The organism is Sporosarcina sp. NPDC096371 (assembly GCF_044762865.1).
In the GTDB taxonomy this organism is placed as follows: domain Bacteria; phylum Bacillota; class Bacilli; order Bacillales_A; family Planococcaceae; genus Sporosarcina.
Window position 1 is genome coordinate 117948 of sequence record NZ_JBIWFE010000003.1, and the last position, 17709, is coordinate 135656.

The window sequence follows — 17709 nt, forward strand, 5'->3', positions numbered from 1 at the left end:
ATAATTGTAAGGGGCGAAAAGCTAGATTAGCTCACGCGGTACCACCCTGATTTACTGTCAGCGGATGTAAACAACATCTGACAGTCTTCGTTAGCATGCTTAACGCGCATGGGACGGATGGGCCTACTAAAATTTCAGCCTATCTATTCCGGAGTGCTACTTTACGTTGAAATCACTGATTTGCACCACCCATCAGCTCTCTTAAGATTTCATCACTTAAAGCTTGTCTCCATCATTACAGTTGAAGTCGTTATTGAATTTAGAACTTATCATAACAAATGAAAACCAAATGTCAAGCGTCTATTTTGCTTTAATGCGTTACATCGCTGAAAAGAATTTTTTGTAAGCGCTTTATTTTGGATTTGATTAAAAAATAATGAAAAATGAATTGTGGAGTCGGATTGGTAGAGGAATATTGTTTGCAGCGGTATGATTTTGGATGACAATGAAATAAGGAGTGAGTGAGTTTGTTATCCTCTAACATAAAGAAATTCAATGCCATACCGCTATCCGTTTTGGACCTTTCGCCTATCAATGCAGGCAGTAACGCGGGGCAGTCTTTCAAAAATAGTGTGGAGCTGGCCCGACATGTGGAAGAGTGGGGATTCAATCGCTACTGGTTAGCTGAGCATCATAATATGCCGGGAATTGGTAGTTCTGCAACTTCGGTGCTGATTGGACATATTGCGGGTGCGACAAAAAGTATACGTGTTGGCTCGGGCGGCATTATGCTGCCGAACCACGCGCCACTTGTTATAGCGGAGCAATTCGGTACGCTTGAAGCGATTTACCCTGGTAGAATCGATTTGGGATTAGGTCGTGCGCCTGGTTCAGACCAAGCAACGGCTTATGCCTTGCGCCGAACATTGCAAAGTAGCGGCGATGATTTTCCAGAACAATTGGCTGAACTCCAAGCCTATTTTAAGCCCGATCGTGTTGCCCGTGTTCGCGCATTTCCTGGTGAAGGGCAAGACGTTCCGATGTGGTTGCTTGGTTCGAGTGGCTTCAGTGCGCGACTTGCGGCACAGGAAGGGTTGCCGTTTTCTTTCGCCAGCCATTTCGCACCTGCCTATACATTACAGGCGTTGCAACTCTATCATCAAAACTTCAGACCATCTTCATTTTTGCAAACGCCTTATGCAATGCTTGGCATTAATGTTATTGCCGCAGAGACGGACGAAAAAGCCCACTGGTTGGCTACTTCCCAACAGCAGCAATTTCTTAGCTTAACAAGAGGGATGCCGACGCAACTACAACCACCAATTGATAACATCAACGAGGTCTGGTCAGCGCAGGAACGGGCATCAATTGAGCAAACACTCGATTCCCGTTCGACCATTGTGGGAAGTCCAGAAACGGTTAAACGGAAATTGGAGAGCTTTATACTAGAAACAAAGGCTAATGAGTTAATCATTAACTCGCAAATTTTCGATCAACAAGCACGTTTGCGTTCTTATGAGATCATTGCAGAGATGATGGACTGAATGTAGCGAGCAGAAAGACCACAATTCGTAAATGGATTGTGGTTTTTTGTTTGCCTATATCTGTTGAGTAAGTGAATGCAGCGCAGGCGCCTTATAAGGGAGAGCCGTAGCCATAAGACTAGCAGCGCAGCAGCTAGGCTTGTGGCGGAAGGCCTTCCCTAGCGCTGCAGCGGATTTGAAAGGATTCTTTTATTTAATTTAAGTAGTTAATTCAGAAAAATCATTCGATTATATCGGCCGTGTGGTAAAATATAGTTGAAATCCATTGTTGCGAGGGGGAAGCGGGTTGAACGTTATGACAAAGAGAGAAATAGTAATTGACAATTATCACGGAACAGATGTGGCAGATCCGTATCGCTGGTTGGAAAACCCGGAAGCGGAAGAAGTGAAAAATTGGGTGGATGCGCAAAATGACAAAACCCATTCTTTTTTAGCCAAGTATCCAGAGCGGGAAAACGTGAAAGAAAAGTTGACGAAATCCTGGAATTATCCGAAATACTCCGTACCACAAAAAGAAGGAGAGTATTTCTATTTTCATAAAAATGATGGCTTGCAAAATCAGGCTGTTTTTTATCGGACGAAGGACTTAGATGCGAATGAGTTTGAGGTAATTATCGACCCGAATACATTGAATGAAGAGGGCACGGCGGCGATTACCAATCTGGCATTCACAAAGGATGGCAGCCGTTTGGCGTATGGCATTTCAGTGAATGGTAGTGACTGGCAGGAGATTCGTGTACGTGATTTACAAACGGGCAAGGATGAGCCAGATCTTATCAAGTGGTGTAAATTCAGTAGTATTGCCTGGAATGAAGAGGGGAGTGGCTTTTATTATAATCGTTTTCCAGAGCCGGGGACTGTGGATTCGGAAGATGAAAGTAATTATAATCGCGTCTACTGGCATACTGTTGGTACTGTGCAACAAGACGATACATTGGTCTATGAAGATACTGAAGATAAAGAGCTGTCTTTCAATCCATCGTTTTCCGATGATTATCGATATTTGATTTTATCAGTATGGAAAGGGACGGAAAATAAGAGTCGTATCTATTATCGTGATGAGCAATCTGATGAGGGATTTGTGCATTTGTTGGCGGATGATGATGGAGAGTATTCATTTATTGGTAATGAGGATAGACTCTTTTATTTCACAACGAATTATGGTGCGCCAAAGGAGAAAGTTATTGCCGTGCAGTTGGATAACCCAGGGAAAGAGCATTGGGTGGATGTTGTTGCTGAGCGGGATGATGTCTTGTCATTTGCACAAATCATAAATAAACAATTCGTCGTTTGCCATTTGCATAATGCGCATGATCAACTGAGTATCTTGGATATGGAAGGGAATATACTGAAAGAAGTGCCGCTTCCTGGCTATGTTTCGATGGTGGGGCTGTCAGGCAAGAAGACAGCGACATCGATGTTCATTGGTTATACGTCTTACTTAGTGCCCACAACGATTGCGCGCTATGATTTTGAGCAGGATCAGTTGGAATCGGTATTCCAGCAGTCTGGACTGTTTGATACGGAAGGTTTTGAGACGACGCAAGTATTTTATCCATCTAAAGATGGGACAAGGATTCCGATGTTCTTGACGCATCGAAAAGGGTTGGAATTGACGGGTGATAACCGAGTGCTGTTGTATGGTTATGGCGGTTTTAACGTCAATTTAACGCCGGGATTCTCGCCTTCGCAGCGCATGTGGATAGAGGCGGGTGGCGTGTACGCTGTTGCCAATTTACGTGGCGGTGGCGAATTCGGCGAAGAATGGTATAAAGCTGGGACGTTGGAGAATAAGCAGAACGTCTTTGATGACTTCATCGCGGCGGCGGAGTGGTTGATTGAACAAAATTATACGAATGGTAAAAAGCTCGCCATTATGGGTGGAAGTAATGGTGGATTGCTTGTAGCTGCCTGTGTGACACAGCGTCCGGATCTATACGGGGCGGCACTTTGTCAAGTTCCTGTGATCGATATGCTACGCTATCATAAATTTACAGTCGGCCGTTATTGGGTGACGGATTATGGCAATGCGGAAGCGAATCCGGAGCATTTCAAGTTCATGTACAAGTATTCTCCGCTTCATAATGTTAAAGATGGGGTCGAATACCCACCGACACTTGTGACAACGGCGGATACGGATGACCGTGTTGTTCCTTTGCATGCGATGAAGTTTGCGGCAACGTTGCAGGCTGCGTATCAAGGTGAAAATCCAATTCTTCTACGTGTAGAGAAGAATGCAGGACACGGACTTGGCAAACCGACTGTGAAAATTATTGAAGAACAAACGGATATGTATTCGTTTTTGTTTAAAACATTAACGTAAATAAAGCCTGGCATCGAAAAAAATCGGTGCCAGGCATTTTTATTTTAGTTTTTTGTCTTGCTGTTCCCAAATTCTAAGCGACGGATATGGATCAAAAGCCCATTCTGTTCGACCGTTATATTTGTACATGCCGTAGTGAAGATGGGGAGGGAATTTACCTGAAGTTCCTTCTTTGCCGTAGCCAGAACTACCGACAAAACCAATGATGGTTCTAGGTTCAACGATATCGCCTACTTTAATGTCCTTATTAAAATAAGCTAAATGGGCAAAGTAATGATACGTATTATGATTGTCGCGAATACCGACACGCCAGCCGCCAAATTCGTTCCATCCCATGACTTCGACGACCCCATAGGACGTGGATCGTACGGGAGTACTATAGCCGGCAAAGAGATCGGTGCCTTCATGAATCCGTCTGCCGCCCCATCCTCTACTTGCTCCCCATGTCCCTTTATAACTGTAATCGTAATTTGTGGGGACGGGAAAGGCGTGCTCATCCAAATCCAATGTTTCGAAGTGCTGATACAATTTGGCAATGGTCATAATTTGGTTAACCGTTTCTTCTTGCTTGTAATAATCCCATAAAGCCAATTTGAAATCCTCTTCTGCTTGGCCGTAGCCGCTTAAATAAGTAGCCATTGTAGAAAGCACGTCTTTCGGATTGTTCGAATCAGCGATGTCATCTCCATCACCATCCTGCCCATTGCCATCAAAAAAATCAATGGATGCAGGGGAAGTATCCGTTTGAGCTGGATTGAGTGCACCTGCCCAATACTCATCGGAAAATTGGATGGCTACGGGTCCTTCTCTTGTCGGAATATCTTTTCGCACTTGTTGGATATTACGCTCAAACTGATCAATAGCAGCCAAGTTAAACCAAGGTACTTCCATGCTGTCAAATTGTAAATAAAGCTCCATCCGCTGTTCGTTAGTCGGTTCCTCTTCGGCCGAAACAACTGTGTAAAACAATAAAGATAACATGATGATATACATCGGTAATAACAACCAATGACGCACGAAAAAACCTCCTTTGATACGTGTAGATAGAATTCCCCGATTGGAGAATTTTATTTGTCATAAGTTTTGGCAGTTGATTCCATTAGATAAATTTTTCGGATTGTGTTTAGGAAGTGCTATATGGTAAGATTATCCCTAAAAATAAAATGGGGTTGATGGGATGATTCGAATTCTTACAGAAGAAGACAGAACGAGTACGCTGGATTTTGTATCTGAAAAACCGGCGGAAAATTTGTTTATTATTGGGGATATTGAAGCATATGGGTTTGACAATCCGATTCAGAAATTGTGGGGCGATTTCACGGATAATGGTGAGCTTCGTGGCGTTTTATTGAAATATGCAGGCAATTTCATTGTCTATGCACCGCGAGAATACGATGCGAAGGGATTTGCTGAAACGATTAATCAGGATGAACAATATGAATTTATTTCTGGAATCGAGCATATTGTTCAAAAATTGGAGCCGTATCTAGCTGTCAAAGCATCCAATCCCCGTGTGCTGTATTATGCAAAATGTGAAAGTATTGCTGATTTACAACAGGTTTCTGCGCAAATTGAAGTGGAAAAAGCGAAACCTGATGATGCTGAACGAATCATTGATCAAATGGTGAGTATCCCTGAGTTTTCTATGAGTACATTCAATGTGGAACATAAACGCGATACACTTGGCAATGGATCAGCACGCACATATTTCATTGAAGAAGAGGGTAGAATCATTAGTTCAGCGTCAAGTACGGCGGAAAATAGCCAATCGGCTATGATTGTTGGTGTAGGAACCTTGCCTGGATTTGAGAAACAAGGGCTGGCTTCCATGTGCATGTCCATCTTATGTGCTGAATTATTAAGTGAGGGCAAGATGCTCTGCCTATTTTATGATAATCCTGCCGCAGGTTCGATCTATAAAAGGCTGGGATTTGTAGATATTGGAAAGTGGTGCATGTGGCGTTTCGATAAGTGAACGTAATGAGGTGGATGGCATGAAAATTCACTGAAAATATGAAATAGTAGTTCCGGAAATGATACAATTAACATGTGTGTAATTATTAAAAAATAGGAGTGATTAGCAATGGAAAAACTACAATCAATGGAACAATTCGAACAGCTAAAAAATGAGGAGCGTACAATCTTTATGTTTTCTGCGGATTGGTGCCCGGATTGTCGCGTGATTGAGCCGTTTTTACCAGGCATTGAAGCAGATTATCCGGAATATACATTTATCTATGTAGACCGTGATGAGTTTATCGATCTATGTGGAGAGCTTGATATTTTCGGTATTCCAAGCTTTATCGGATTCCATAGTGGGGTAGAAGTAGGTCGATTTGTTAGTAAAGATCGCAAAACACAAGCAGAGATTGAGGAGTTCATTAATTCACTTACTCAGTCGGCACCACAGGTTTGATTGAAGAGGTTAATCCAAAATAGCGATTTCATTCAGCGGGATGCAAATTCTGCTGAAGTGAGTTAAGCCTGCAGTGGATGTCACAAATGTTTTGGGGTTTCAGGATCACAGCTTAATTCGGGGGGATCAGTAGGTGAAGCCGATTATCGGAATAACACCGGATGTGGAGAAAAATGATCAGCATTTTTTGAGAAATGATTATATGCAGGCGATTATCCGTGCGGGTGGATTGCCATTGATTGTTCCAATAGGAAATGTGGATGATATTGCCCAAGTCGTTGCCTTATTGGATGGTCTTTTATTGACTGGTGGTAATGATATTAATCCCCTATTGTTCAATGAGGAGCCGCACACACATCTAGGTGAAGTTTCGCCGAATAGGGATTTATTTGAACTTGAACTGGCGCGTCACATGTTGGTGGAAGATAAACCAATCTTGGGTATATGTAGAGGTATTCAACTGTTGAATGTTGCGGTTGGCGGAACGTTATACCAGGATCTTCATCAACAAAATGTGGGGCTTATGCTGCAACATGTACAAAACGCACCTCAAGCGCATCAATCCCACGTTGTTCGATTGGAAAAGGGAAGTTTACTGGAAGATATCGCGTGTAGTGAACGCATTCAAGTGAATTCATTTCATCATCAATCGTTGAAAGATGTACCACCTGTGTTTACTGTTTCTGGAATGGCGAGTGATGGCATTATAGAAGCCATTGAAAGCGTCGACAAAAAATTTGTCCTCGGCGTCCAGTGGCACCCTGAGCGAATGGCGTTAAAAGGGGAATCCGTTTCTTTACGGATATTTGACAGGTTTATAGCCGCTTGTGGTAAATGAAAAAAGCTGATATTCTCAGCTTTTTTCTTTTAAATCCATCATGATTTTTTCTGGGAAGTCAGTAAAGATAGCCGTCACACCGATGTCTTGTAGGACTCGGGCGTATTGTATTTCGTTGACAGTGAAGGTGCGCACGATTGCGTCTGTCTCCAATACTTGGCGAATAGAAGGTCGCAGTGCTGAAGGGAAAAATAGATGCAGCGCATCTGCTGGGATAGCACGTACATAATCTAACGGATCCACTAACACTTCCATGAACAGAGCAGCTGTTTCCAAATGTGGGGCAAGTTGTTTTACGTTTCGGATCGCTCCATGATCGAAAGACGATAAGACCACTCGAGCATCAAGCTCCAACTCTCCAATAATACCTACCACTTTCTCCGCCATGCCCTCATATGGGAAAATATCCGACTTGAGTTCAATGTTTAGATGATGCGTTGTTTCAGCAAATACTTGAAGTACTTCATGTAGTGTTGGGATGGATTGCCCTCTGAAATCTGGAGAAAACCAGCTACCGAAATCAAAGGCTTTCAACTGCGCAAGTGTCATGTCTTTGACATAGCCTGTTCCATTCGAAGTACGGTCAATTGTTTCGTCATGGATCACAACAAGTTTCCCGTCTTTTGTCAGATGAACATCAAATTCAACGCCGTGTATGGGAAGGCGTGCAGCTTCCTGGAAAGCAGCAATGGTATTTTCAGGATGTGTGCCGGATGAACCGCGATGTGCGTAAATATTCATAGGTCGACCACCTCATTGTTTTTGTTATATTGTAGTATGTATGAGAAAGTGAAGCAAATTCCATTGGAAAAGGGATGCCCTCATAGTTGAGAACACCCCTTCATATTGTCGGTAACATTGAAGTTTTGAATGTAAATTTTCATCCCGAATCATCGGGGAATAATTTCCTAAGAAAGGATAAGCTTTCAGTGCCGCGGTCATTGTTCCACTGGGTGTTCTCTAACCTAAGCAACGCAAACCCTACCTACTTTTGCGTCCTTGCGACCCTATAGTCGCGCCAGTGTGAATAAGTATTCTCAAAAACATTTGTAGAATGCCAGATATTCAAATCTTGACAGTTACCTAATTTGTTAACTAATTTACTATACCATTAACAGTGTGGGCTGTCAATTATATTCAATAAAACGATAGAGCTATATATGTTGAATTTAAGAATCCCACTAACAACGCTCGGCGCTTGGGGATGCCTCCCGCAATAAGCCAGACAAAAAAACGCTGTCAGTCTTATTGCTTCGGCTACCCCAGTAGACGCCTTCGCTGGAGATTATGTAGAAATCATAAGTTCAACATATATAGTAACGGTTGCAATAAAAAATCACTGCCATTCACTCAATTGTTCATCTTCCGCGATGACTTGTAAATCATCAGCGGTGATGGTGAAGACTTTGTAATCGGAGTGCACTGCATAGTTTTCTGCGGCTTTTTTGACAAACTTCGGCGAACCATCATTTTCTTCATCATAAATAATCAATATACCATCGGAATTTCGCATGAAAAACTTATCTTTTTCGATAAATTGCCAAGGGGCTTCATAGGGCCTTTTTGTCAAACTTGTATGGAAATCTGCTTTCGCAACAATGCGATGGTAGGTCTCTTTCTTCATATCATTCCAATTTTTTTCTTGTTCAAGGAAAGGAGTAATAAGGGCATATTTCAATTCCTTATACTCTTCCTTGAGGTCAATCACGACTTCTGCAGCCCATGTTTCAGTGCCTAACTGTCCACTTACGATGACCCATTCCAATCCCTCATCTATCAAGGCGATGAGCCGTTTTTCCAATGCTTTTTTAATGAATCGAATCCCAGGATGTTTGTCATCAAATATGCCAAGCTCATGTTGTTTATACCCTGTGACGACTAAGCGTTTTACGATATTTTTTCGCCTCCCGCGACTTTTTTGATACCAAAGTCGTTTTATTCCGCTTGTGGGCTAATCATAGTTTAGCAGAAATATTGTATGGGAGGGAAGTTAGGATTTCTTCATCAGGGGACTAAGAACGGTCATTCCATTGATTTCGGAGGTAAGTTGATCCAATTCGTGTTCTAACGTACTGAGCACAATCAACTTAGCATCCAATTTTTCTTCAAACTCCATAGATTGGGCTAACAGCTCTTTGATTTGCCGATCTAACTGCATAAGCATGTCGTTGTCAATTGGCGCTGTAGTTGATTGTTGTTCGCCTTTCTTTTTTAATGTGGCAAGTTCGTGTTGTAATGTGCCGATTGTATTATTTTTTTGTTCAATTTCTGTGAGTAAATGTCGTATGGTTTTCTCTAATTGGTTTTGTTTTTGGTTTGTCCTATCGAGACGTTCTAATTTTGTGTGTAGTTGTTGTTCAGCTTGTTGGATGACCTGAATAAGTTTCTGTTCAAATTGTTCCAGCGTTTTACTTTTCTCTGCCGTCTCACCAGGAGGGGCAGAGGAGTTGTTGGCATTTGGAGGGGATTTGATTTTTAATTGAAGATTCTCTTCAGTCAATTGCTTGTTGGTGGTCCATAGTTTCTCGGTTGTTTTTTGCAGGGAATCGATGGAGCGGGTCTGTTTTATCTGTTGGATGTTGTGTAAATGGACCTGTTCTTTATGCTCACTTGATCGCTTGACTAATTCTTTGTTTAGCCTATACAATTCCCCGGCAAGATCCTCTTTTTCATTTATTAATTGATTATTTTCTTGTTCCAACTTCTTGATGACTGAATGCTGGTAGCCATCTTGATATTTTTTCAATGCGTGTTTATGCCGCGCTAATTCCGCTCTTAAAAAGATATTCATTTGTTGAAGCTGAAGAGAATCGCTAACATTGCGGTTGACATTATTCAACAGTACACCTCCGTTTCAAATGTCTTTTTACATTTCTTCTTTAAGAAAAGTTATCATTTCTTCGAAATCATTTTTACTATCGGCGATGATTTTTTCAAGGATCGCTATAACCTCCCCTTGTGAACTCCCTGACGATTCACCCGAAGTTGTTTGCCCAGAATTTATCAGTAGGTGGTTTAACAACCTATTCAGTGTAGCTTTTTCTAGAAAAATAAAGCTATTGTCGTTTTCTCGGTTGTCATCTTGTCGATCGTTTAGTTGGTTTTTCATAAATTGGCGTATGACTTGTTCTTCTTTACGTAAGTCAGTCATTTTTCATCCTCCAATATAGGGATTGTTCCGTTAAGATTGATGGGATTAATGACAGCGATGCCTTCTTCCGATTGATCGCTATAGGTAAACCCCATGATGCTACCACTATAGGATGTTGTAGGGGACCATTTAATCTGGAAATTGGAAAATGTAATGGTCTCATTGGGTTCAATGGATGCTTTTCCTAAAGGTCTAAGCCAAAATTCTTCGGTATTCGTTTTTTCATTGATTCGTTCCCATTGACTGGCATTTTTCAATGATTGCTTGAAGTTTTCATACACATAACGCCCTGAAAAAGAGAAGGGGGACTTAGTGGGGATTTTTATGCATATATAAGGATTGGTGATGGGATGACTGCTTATATTATGTATATGATAGGACCCGAGACATAGGCTCGAGTGTTCAGAGTTATGGGAGATGTTTAATGAATAAGTGAAATAGCTAATGACATGTACCTTGTTGGAGTCATTGGGTTCAGCGATCAATTTTTTGATGTCATCCAAGTAGGATTTTGTTTGTTGTTGAAGTTTTTTCGCTGTTGCTTCCAGCTCGTGAGTGACATTTTTCATCTTTACATCCTCCATTTCAAAAAAAATAAAGAGAGGAGTATCCTCTCTTTATAATATGTTAGGTACATGGTTATTATCACCATTGGCGGCTATCAGTTACAGCAATTGCCACCGCCAGCATCTGGGAATACAACAGAGCATGGCTGTGGTCGTCTTGGTGGAGAACAGCCTGCTACAATATCTGCTCGTGGTTCGCAGTAATCAGCTAGCAGTTCAACAGTGACTGGGAATGTAGATTGGATGCTTTGGCAAGTATCTACGGAGATTGTTAAAGCGGTGAATGTGATCGAACCGTCGCCGGCAGTGAGCCCGCCAGTCGTACATACGAAGCAATCTAAATCTGTGTACGTTATTGTTACGTCTGTTCCTTCAGGTGCGCATAGAGTAGCTGACTCACAACGAGAAACTGAGATAGGAGCACTACTAAACGTCGTACCATTCGGTAATGTTACGATAACCGTAACATCAAAGTTCTTTTGGATCGTAAGCTGTTGAAGGCATACATTTTTACCATCTACGCAGAATGTACGATCTTCCCGATGCAGGATAACGATTGGACTTACTGCAGCTGGTGCGACGTCACATGTAACGGCTGCACCTGTAAGACTTGTCGCTGTTGTCACGGCTGGAAAAGGAATGGCCCCAGAAGGAGTTAGTTCAAACGACTTTTCTTTCACGATCCAATCATAAACCTTATCAACATTAACACAAATTATTTCTTGACCTTCACACGGCTTTTGGTCTTGCATTTTTGCAGACACCTCCAAATTTTTTATCTTTCACCCGTAGCATATGATGTGTAGATAATTGTGTATGGGCGCAGAAATGAATTATTGGGTTTTATTTTTCAACTACATCCTGAAGGGGATGTGAGATGTAGCTCGGTTGCATGTGGTGTTGGAGAAAGATGACGACATTACAGTGTCGGGCTCTTTATTCTATTTTTAATGGTCATGAAAGGTACCAATCTGTCACGTAAATAAAAGATCATTAATAGACTAGTAAAGTACTGTAAAGGGGTGAAAAGTGATGGGAGATTCTAATTTGTATTCCACTGAGGATATTGAAAAGCTGAAGCAGAAAATTTCCATATACCGAGACACCTTACGTACATTAAAAACGGGAAATTCAGTGGATGATTATCTTTTCATGAAAAGCAATTTTAACGGTTATCAAACGAAGTTTTCGGATTTGGAAAATTCAATGGAGCGATTGAATGACAAAAAAGACTTGCGAATCAAGGAATATGAACAACAGATTGAAAACTTATCACAACAAGTGAACTCCTTTAACCAAACTGTTGAGGGGTTGAATCAAGAACTTTCAACTGTCAAGAAAAAATTATCCGATGAGTCTGTAGACAAAAAGAATTCGTCTGAAGAAACGCAGGGCTTAAAGGGGACTGTTAATCGTGTGGAACAGAAGGCTGTCATAGAAGAAACTGTACCCGTGCAAAAACGCCGAGTACTTCCTTCTGTTCCACCATCGGGCCGACCAGAGTCCTTTTCGCAAGTGAAAAGTCTACTGGGAAGGGCTGGTGGAAGTCAAAATATTCCTCAAGGTGGAATGCCGCCAAGGAAATCTGAAGCTGCCTATAGCCAGCATGTGCCGCAACAGGGCAGTAGACAAAGTTTTCCGTCGGTAGGGGCTAGTCCTAGCCAAATGTATGGCGGATTGGGGAGACCACCGAGGTTGAAATCCAACCTGCATTTCAATAACGTCTCAACAAAACAGTCCGTTTCAATGGAGAGAAACGACAATTCAACTCAAGCCGTAATAGTCCCGATGAACGAACAGGCAACAAAAGAAATCGTGATGGCGGATACTCTGATAGCAGATCAAGTGGCTTTGATTGAGGAAGAAGTCACTCCGGTGGCTGTAATAGAAGAGGAAGTCACTCCGCTTCCTTCTATTAAGAAAGAAGAATCCGTTGAAGAAGAGACTTCTATGGCTTTTATTGAGGAAGCGAAGAAACTAGTATCGCTTATGAAGGAAGTGAAAAATCCAGTTGCGTTTTTTGAGGAAGCAAAGAACCTAGTGGCGTTTATCAAGGAGCAGGCGACTCCGGAGACGGTAATCGAGGAAGAAGAGTCTCCGGTAGCGGTAGTCGATGAGGAAGCAATCCGGGCAGCAGTGCTTGAGGAAAAAGTAATCCAGGTAGCGGCAGTCGAAGTAAAAGAGCCGCTAGTTGCGGTCGTTGAAGAGGAAATCGTGTCGATTGAGCATGTGTATCCAATGAAGCGGCAGCAATATAAGAATAAAGAGTCGCTATCATTATTCAATTTATTTCGGAAGAGAAGCTGAGTATAGGTTGGGTGGAAAGTCGAAATCGATGGATTCTATATTTAACAGCCTCCTAGCATTCTTGTCGGGGCGGCTGTTTTTTTGTGGTTTTTAAAGTGGTGTTCTGGCGTTGTCAAAAAATGCACAAAGGGATACGTAGAAAGCTAAAAAAATAGAAACTGCCAAAGGGAGTAGTTGATAGCCCGTCCGCCCTGCTACTAGCGTGAATAGGATAAAGAAGAAAGGAGGTGTTAATATGACATGTAATCAAGGAAGTAATCATGGATGTTTTTCAGACGGTTTTGGTACTCGACGTCATGGCAATGGAATGGTCAATTGTAAGAATTTTGGCCCGTTCACTGCGATTGATGCGGCTTGTATCGTACCGCCAGCTATCACTGGTGCGCTTATCCCGTTTGCATCAGGTCTGGTTCCATTGGTTTTGACTACAGCTATAGGCGATTTAGTGAGTACGGGTGGATTAATTGGATTCGGTACGAGTGTGCCAACTGCGGGACTTCTTGGTAATACAATCGATTTGTCGTCAGTTTTAACTGGTAGTCTGTTAAACGAAGCATTTTCGGTTCCACGACCAGGTACCGTAACAGCTATTTCTGCTGCTTTCACTATTACGGTTGCAGCTACTCTACTTGGGACTTCGACCGTCAATGCACGAATTTATCGTGCACCAGCGGGAACTAATATCTTCACTGCGACAGATGTGGCGGTTACTCTAGCCCCGGATATCGGTCTCCTAGCTGCCGGCGCGCTAGTTGAGGGGTCTTCATCGAATTTTGCACCATTATCCGTAAATACGGGGGATCGCTTGCTAATGGTGTTCTCAACAACTACAACAGGCATTCTTACTGCAGCTGGAGCTGTAACAGGTGCTGCAAGTGCAGGTATCACGATTGCGTAATTGGTAGATTCAAAGATCAAAGTGAAGCATAAGAAACGAATGTTTTATTTGTGCAAGCCCTATTCATTTCAACAATGAATAGGGCTTGTCCTTTGTGTAAGTCTAATTCCTTAAGCGCTTACCTTAAAATAGAAATTATATTAAAATCGGCAAATTGTATCTCTTATTGGCATTAGTCTCTCTGACTCACCATCAGGGCGGCTATTATTGATGGAATAATCAAAGAGACAAGAAGTGGATTGATACACAAGGTGAGGGTTTCGGTAGTTGTGTAGATGTCCTAGAGAATCGGCATGTCTACGAAAAAAGTGGAGTTTTTTTATGAATAAATAGTTGATAGCCCGTCCACCGTGCACTTGATTTGAATAGGATAGGAAAGAAAGGAGGTGTTTATATGAGTTTTCCAAATGTTAATAATGGTTGCTGTGGCGGCTGTCGTCGCGGAGTGATTCGGCCTGGGGCTTGTCCACCTAGTGGATGTAAAAATGTACAATTTTCATCTGGTGTTTCCCCTGTTGTTTTGACTACTCTCGCTAATGGAGTAGTGGGTGAGCCAAGTATTATTGGTTGCGGTACTGCTGTTGCTGGTGTGATTAGTACGGATGGCAATATCTACTCAACGGGTCCAGTGCCAGAAGCTTATACAGTACAGCATGCAGGTGCGATAACAAATATTTCAGCATCTTTCACGATTACGACTGTATATAATGTTATTGGACAAGATGCAATCGTCCATGCTCAAGTCTATCGTGCGCCAGCAGGAAGTGATATCTTTATGCCTACAGGAGCAAGTGTTGACCTAGCGCCAGCACTAACAAGTCTCTTACCTGTAGGAACTACACTTACAGGAGCAATGGCAGTTATTCCGCCAGTTACCGTAGATTGTGGAGACCGTTTGTTAGTCGTCTTCACAATGTCTGGATCAATAGGTGATGTGGCTTCAACCGTTACAGGTACTGCAAGTGCAACTGTCACAATCCAGTAACGCTAAGGTGTCAGATTCATAGCAGGAACAATAAAAGTAACCCCCTTCCGGAGGGAAGGGGGTTACTTTTATTGTATTGCGTAAATTGTTATTGCCATTTCTGTACGAGATAATCCATATCCGCCGTCAGAACTTGATAAGCTTCTTTCGAAATCAATTTATTTTCCAACTGATGATCAAGCAAAGTTTTAAAGCCTTGCAAGTGTTTAATCACTTTGTCAGAAGCTCCTTGCTTTTCATAAAGTTCCACTGCCGTTAAATGCGTCTGTAATGCGCGAGCAGCACTAGCGTTAGTGAATTCTTCGCTATCTTTGTAATGTTGAACAATTGTCAGCATATCAGTTACACTTTCTGGAGAAGTCCCGCCGTTTAAGCCTAATGCATTGTCTAGCGCTTTCTTACCACCGACAATCGGTAACACAATGTTACTTTTTCCAAGAGCAACTTGGAAGTTTGCTTTGTCATTATTAGCTACCATCCGGCCATAGTTACTTCCTGCAATAACAATTCCGATCCGGTGACCTTTTTTGAATACATAGTCCTCAGGAAGTGTCTTCCATTGGAAGCGATAACTTTCCCCTGGAGTTAACAGATCTGAAGTTTCGAGAGATAGGCGGTTTTTAGCAGCCATCCAACCGTGTGTTACGATTTCATATGGTGCGACAATCGTTGTTTTTTCTGCTTCTTTATAGCAGGCATCATCTACTGGAGAGCTCTCACCCCAACAGCTTTCAGTTGTCAATGTGCGAATACCTTCCCCACTAGCGCGATGATTGACTCTTTCATCTGTTCCATAATCTACGATTAATGCAGTAAGGTTTGTATTCTCTTTATCAATAATCGCTTGGATATCTACTAGAGGAACACCGCTTAATCGTACATCGCCCGTTAATTCTGGCGATAAGAAGAGTAGTCGGTTTTCCTTTGCCGTAAATTCACCTTCAGCCATTTGTGTATCTGTTTGTCTGTTATTATCCGTGAATGATTGGGTGAAATCGCCTAACACCGGGCTAGTTTGTAGTGTCCCCAGTAAGTCTCCGTCTGCAGGAGCTAGTCTTACTTTTACAGATTCAGTATCTACATCTGGCCAAGTAGAGTGTGTTTCCCACTCATCAGCAGCACGTTCAATATCTACCATCGGTTCATCCATAATGCCGTTGTCGATATCTAATAACCAGTAATCGAACCATTCATGAAGGGTATCGACCCACTCAGCTCTTCTAAAATCAAATGGATCCACGTGTCCTGTTTGTGTCAGCCAAAGCTTTCTTGGAACGTCGTTCTCAGCCAAACCTTCCCACCAATTAGAGAAGTTGTTTGCTTTTACATTATAGTCATTAATCCCGTGAATAACGAAAACGCTGGCTTTTACCTTGTCAGCATCTTTGACAAAATCACGGTCTTTCCAGAAGCCGTTGTAATTACCTGTCGTGTCATCCGAAGCAATTCGTAGCTCGTCACGCAAAGGTGCGCAATAAGCCCTTTTTTCAGGATTCGTTACTGTATTCGATAGACCGCCAGGACCATTTGTCGTCCGAAGAACGCCACCGTAACGGTAGTAATCGTACCAACTACTAATGGCGCCGATTGGCACGATTGTTTCTAATCCTTCGATTCCAGCAGAAGCCGCTCCGTTAGCAAGTGTTCCATCATATGATTTTCCGATCATACCTACTTTACCTGTGGACCAATCTGCAGTGATTTCTTGTCCATTCTTATCCCATGCTTTACCTTTTCCGTTTAACCAATCAATGACCACTTTTACACTTTCAATTTCCTCAGGTCCTCCTGTAGGGGGGCAACCGTCAGAGTTGTTTGTTCCGACCATATCAGGGAGGACAACAGCATAGCCTCTTGGTACAAAGTAATTGTCATAATACAACGGGAACATATCATTGACGCCATCTCTGTCAGGATCTTTAAGTTCGGATTCGTTCCCTCGACCCAAACTATTATAATAGGGACTTGCATCCATAATAACAGGTACTTTTAGATCCTCATTCGTTTCTTTAGGGCGGATAATGTCTGCCGCCACTCGATCTGGCTTACCGTCCTTATCCGTGTCTAAAGTGGATTCAACAAAAATGGTTTCTTTAATCGCATCTCCATAGTTATAGATGGGTTCTGTGACACCATTCGCCAATTGGTAACTAGCTCTATCTGTTAGTTGCTGTTGTGCACTAGCAGTAGGTGTGACAAGTGAGGAAAACGTAACCATGAGCGCAAATGGTAGTGTAATGCCTGTCAGTATATTCTTCGTTTTCTTTAACATATTCATACCTCCTATTTTAGTAGTTATCTAGCCTGTTGAATGGGGTGGATTCCTCCTGTTCACCCACGTTTTTTACCTGTATAATCCCCCTTTACTAAAATGGTATTTAATAGGTGCATTCCTTCTAGTTGTCAACCATACTTTATAACAAGTCAGAATAAAAAGATATGCATTCTACAAAGTTTTCCAATTTTAAACACACTTATCAGATTAATTGTATTAATCAATCAAATTAAGAGTTTTAAAAGCGGCATCCGACATCATTCTGTCGAATCATAGCGTAATTTGTAATGTTATGTAATTATTCGGAATATTTAATATTAAATGTGTCTTTTTATTGTGAATTGTTGTATGGTTATAGTGGCAACTTCGAGTTTCGATGCTTGCTAGGATGTAAGACTACTTAAACAAAGGAGGAGAAAGAGAGGGGACAATGAATACGGAAAGAGGAGGGATATTGTAGCTACTA

The 17709-nt window shown here is 42.1% G+C and carries 16 protein-coding genes and 1 other annotated feature; of the genes, 8 read left to right on the forward strand and 8 right to left on the reverse strand.

Annotated elements, in window-relative coordinates; all coding sequences use genetic code 11:
- Positions 1–6: 6 nt before the first annotated feature.
- Positions 7–245 (reverse strand) — a binding site (T-box leader).
- Positions 246–467: 222 nt separating this feature from the next.
- The gene (locus tag ACIQ0H_RS09350; RefSeq protein ID WP_403413652.1) at positions 468–1484 is read left to right on the forward strand and encodes an LLM class flavin-dependent oxidoreductase; all 1017 of its coding nucleotides are present in this window, start codon (positions 468–470) and stop codon (positions 1482–1484) included.
- Between the two features lie 295 nt (positions 1485–1779).
- Positions 1780–3807: a prolyl oligopeptidase family serine peptidase gene (locus tag ACIQ0H_RS09355; protein WP_403414472.1), complete on the forward strand. Its 2028-nt coding sequence runs from the start codon at positions 1780–1782 to the stop codon at positions 3805–3807.
- A 39-nt stretch (positions 3808–3846) separates the two neighbouring features.
- On the opposite strand, the gene ACIQ0H_RS09360 is transcribed toward ACIQ0H_RS09355, so the two are convergent.
- Positions 3847–4800 (reverse strand): M23 family metallopeptidase, encoded by a 954-nt coding sequence (locus ACIQ0H_RS09360; RefSeq protein WP_403414475.1) that lies wholly within the window; start codon positions 4798–4800, stop codon positions 3847–3849.
- A 184-nt stretch (positions 4801–4984) separates the two neighbouring features.
- Here ACIQ0H_RS09360 and ACIQ0H_RS09365 point away from each other — a divergent pair, with 184 nt between their 5' ends.
- From ACIQ0H_RS09365 to ACIQ0H_RS09375, 3 genes are all read left to right on the forward strand, one after another.
- Positions 4985–5782 (forward strand): GNAT family N-acetyltransferase, encoded by a 798-nt coding sequence (locus tag ACIQ0H_RS09365; protein ID WP_403413654.1) that lies wholly within the window; start codon positions 4985–4987, stop codon positions 5780–5782.
- Positions 5783–5890: 108 nt separating this feature from the next.
- Positions 5891–6223 carry a thioredoxin family protein gene (locus ACIQ0H_RS09370; protein ID WP_403413656.1) on the forward strand — a complete coding sequence of 111 codons (333 nt, stop codon included), beginning with the start codon at positions 5891–5893 and terminating at the stop codon, positions 6221–6223.
- A gap of 133 nt (positions 6224–6356) precedes the next feature.
- The gene (locus ACIQ0H_RS09375) at positions 6357–7061 is read left to right on the forward strand and encodes a gamma-glutamyl-gamma-aminobutyrate hydrolase family protein (RefSeq protein WP_403413658.1); all 705 of its coding nucleotides are present in this window, start codon (positions 6357–6359) and stop codon (positions 7059–7061) included.
- 15 nt (positions 7062–7076) lie between these two features.
- On the opposite strand, the gene ACIQ0H_RS09380 is transcribed toward ACIQ0H_RS09375, so the two are convergent.
- The 6 genes from ACIQ0H_RS09380 to ACIQ0H_RS09405 form a co-directional block, all read right to left on the reverse strand.
- Positions 7077–7802, reverse strand: coding sequence for a glycerophosphodiester phosphodiesterase (locus tag ACIQ0H_RS09380; RefSeq protein WP_403413660.1), 726 nt, complete (start codon positions 7800–7802; stop codon positions 7077–7079).
- Positions 7803–8397: 595 nt separating this feature from the next.
- On the reverse strand, positions 8398–8955 hold the full coding sequence (locus ACIQ0H_RS09385; RefSeq protein ID WP_403414477.1) for an SLOG family protein: 558 nt from the start codon (positions 8953–8955) through the stop codon (positions 8398–8400).
- A 96-nt stretch (positions 8956–9051) separates the two neighbouring features.
- Positions 9052–9900, reverse strand: coding sequence for a coiled-coil domain-containing protein (locus tag ACIQ0H_RS09390; RefSeq protein ID WP_403413661.1), 849 nt, complete (start codon positions 9898–9900; stop codon positions 9052–9054).
- A 27-nt stretch (positions 9901–9927) separates the two neighbouring features.
- A complete protein-coding gene (locus tag ACIQ0H_RS09395) occupies positions 9928–10212 on the reverse strand; it encodes a hypothetical protein (RefSeq protein WP_403413663.1) in 285 nt (94 codons plus the stop codon).
- Positions 10209–10781: a hypothetical protein gene (locus tag ACIQ0H_RS09400; RefSeq protein WP_403413665.1), complete on the reverse strand. Its 573-nt coding sequence runs from the start codon at positions 10779–10781 to the stop codon at positions 10209–10211. Before ACIQ0H_RS09400 ends, ACIQ0H_RS09395 begins: the two co-directional genes overlap by 4 nt.
- 92 nt (positions 10782–10873) lie before the next feature.
- On the reverse strand, positions 10874–11530 hold the full coding sequence (locus tag ACIQ0H_RS09405; RefSeq protein WP_403413667.1) for a BMQ_0737 family morphogenetic spore coat protein: 657 nt from the start codon (positions 11528–11530) through the stop codon (positions 10874–10876).
- A 280-nt stretch (positions 11531–11810) separates the two neighbouring features.
- Here ACIQ0H_RS09405 and ACIQ0H_RS09410 point away from each other — a divergent pair, with 280 nt between their 5' ends.
- The 3 genes from ACIQ0H_RS09410 (at position 11811) to ACIQ0H_RS09420 (ending at position 14968) form a co-directional block, all read left to right on the forward strand.
- Entirely contained in the window at positions 11811–13085 is a 1275-nt protein-coding gene (locus tag ACIQ0H_RS09410; protein ID WP_403413669.1) for a hypothetical protein, read from the forward strand.
- Positions 13086–13320: 235 nt separating this feature from the next.
- On the forward strand, positions 13321–13983 hold the full coding sequence (locus ACIQ0H_RS09415) for an exosporium glycoprotein BclB-related protein (RefSeq protein WP_403413671.1): 663 nt from the start codon (positions 13321–13323) through the stop codon (positions 13981–13983).
- Between the two features lie 394 nt (positions 13984–14377).
- Positions 14378–14968: a hypothetical protein gene (locus tag ACIQ0H_RS09420; protein ID WP_403413673.1), complete on the forward strand. Its 591-nt coding sequence runs from the start codon at positions 14378–14380 to the stop codon at positions 14966–14968.
- An 88-nt stretch (positions 14969–15056) separates the two neighbouring features.
- On the opposite strand, the gene ACIQ0H_RS09425 is transcribed toward ACIQ0H_RS09420, so the two are convergent.
- Positions 15057–17240 carry a Xaa-Pro dipeptidyl-peptidase gene (locus ACIQ0H_RS09425; RefSeq protein ID WP_403413675.1) on the reverse strand — a complete coding sequence of 728 codons (2184 nt, stop codon included), beginning with the start codon at positions 17238–17240 and terminating at the stop codon, positions 15057–15059.
- Between the last annotated feature and the right edge of the window lie 469 nt (positions 17241–17709).

Bases quoted from the DNA above. Each gene is read 5' to 3' on its own strand.
- ACIQ0H_RS09355 (WP_403414472.1), top strand. From the start codon at position 1,780: ATGACAAAGAGAGAAATAGTAATTGACAATTATCACGGAACAGATGTG.
- ACIQ0H_RS09360 (WP_403414475.1), bottom strand. From the start codon at position 4,800: ATGTATATCATCATGTTATCTTTATTGTTTTACACAGTTGTTTCGGCC.
- ACIQ0H_RS09365 (WP_403413654.1), top strand. From the start codon at position 4,985: ATGATTCGAATTCTTACAGAAGAAGACAGAACGAGTACGCTGGATTTT.
- ACIQ0H_RS09370 (WP_403413656.1), top strand. From the start codon at position 5,891: ATGGAAAAACTACAATCAATGGAACAATTCGAACAGCTAAAAAATGAG.
- ACIQ0H_RS09380 (WP_403413660.1), bottom strand. From the start codon at position 7,802: ATGAATATTTACGCACATCGCGGTTCATCCGGCACACATCCTGAAAAT.
- ACIQ0H_RS09395 (WP_403413663.1), bottom strand. From the start codon at position 10,212: ATGACTGACTTACGTAAAGAAGAACAAGTCATACGCCAATTTATGAAA.
- ACIQ0H_RS09400 (WP_403413665.1), bottom strand. From the start codon at position 10,781: ATGAAAAATGTCACTCACGAGCTGGAAGCAACAGCGAAAAAACTTCAA.
- ACIQ0H_RS09405 (WP_403413667.1), bottom strand. From the start codon at position 11,530: ATGCAAGACCAAAAGCCGTGTGAAGGTCAAGAAATAATTTGTGTTAAT.
- ACIQ0H_RS09410 (WP_403413669.1), top strand. From the start codon at position 11,811: ATGGGAGATTCTAATTTGTATTCCACTGAGGATATTGAAAAGCTGAAG.
- ACIQ0H_RS09415 (WP_403413671.1), top strand. From the start codon at position 13,321: ATGACATGTAATCAAGGAAGTAATCATGGATGTTTTTCAGACGGTTTT.
- ACIQ0H_RS09420 (WP_403413673.1), top strand. From the start codon at position 14,378: ATGAGTTTTCCAAATGTTAATAATGGTTGCTGTGGCGGCTGTCGTCGC.
- ACIQ0H_RS09425 (WP_403413675.1), bottom strand. From the start codon at position 17,240: ATGTTAAAGAAAACGAAGAATATACTGACAGGCATTACACTACCATTT.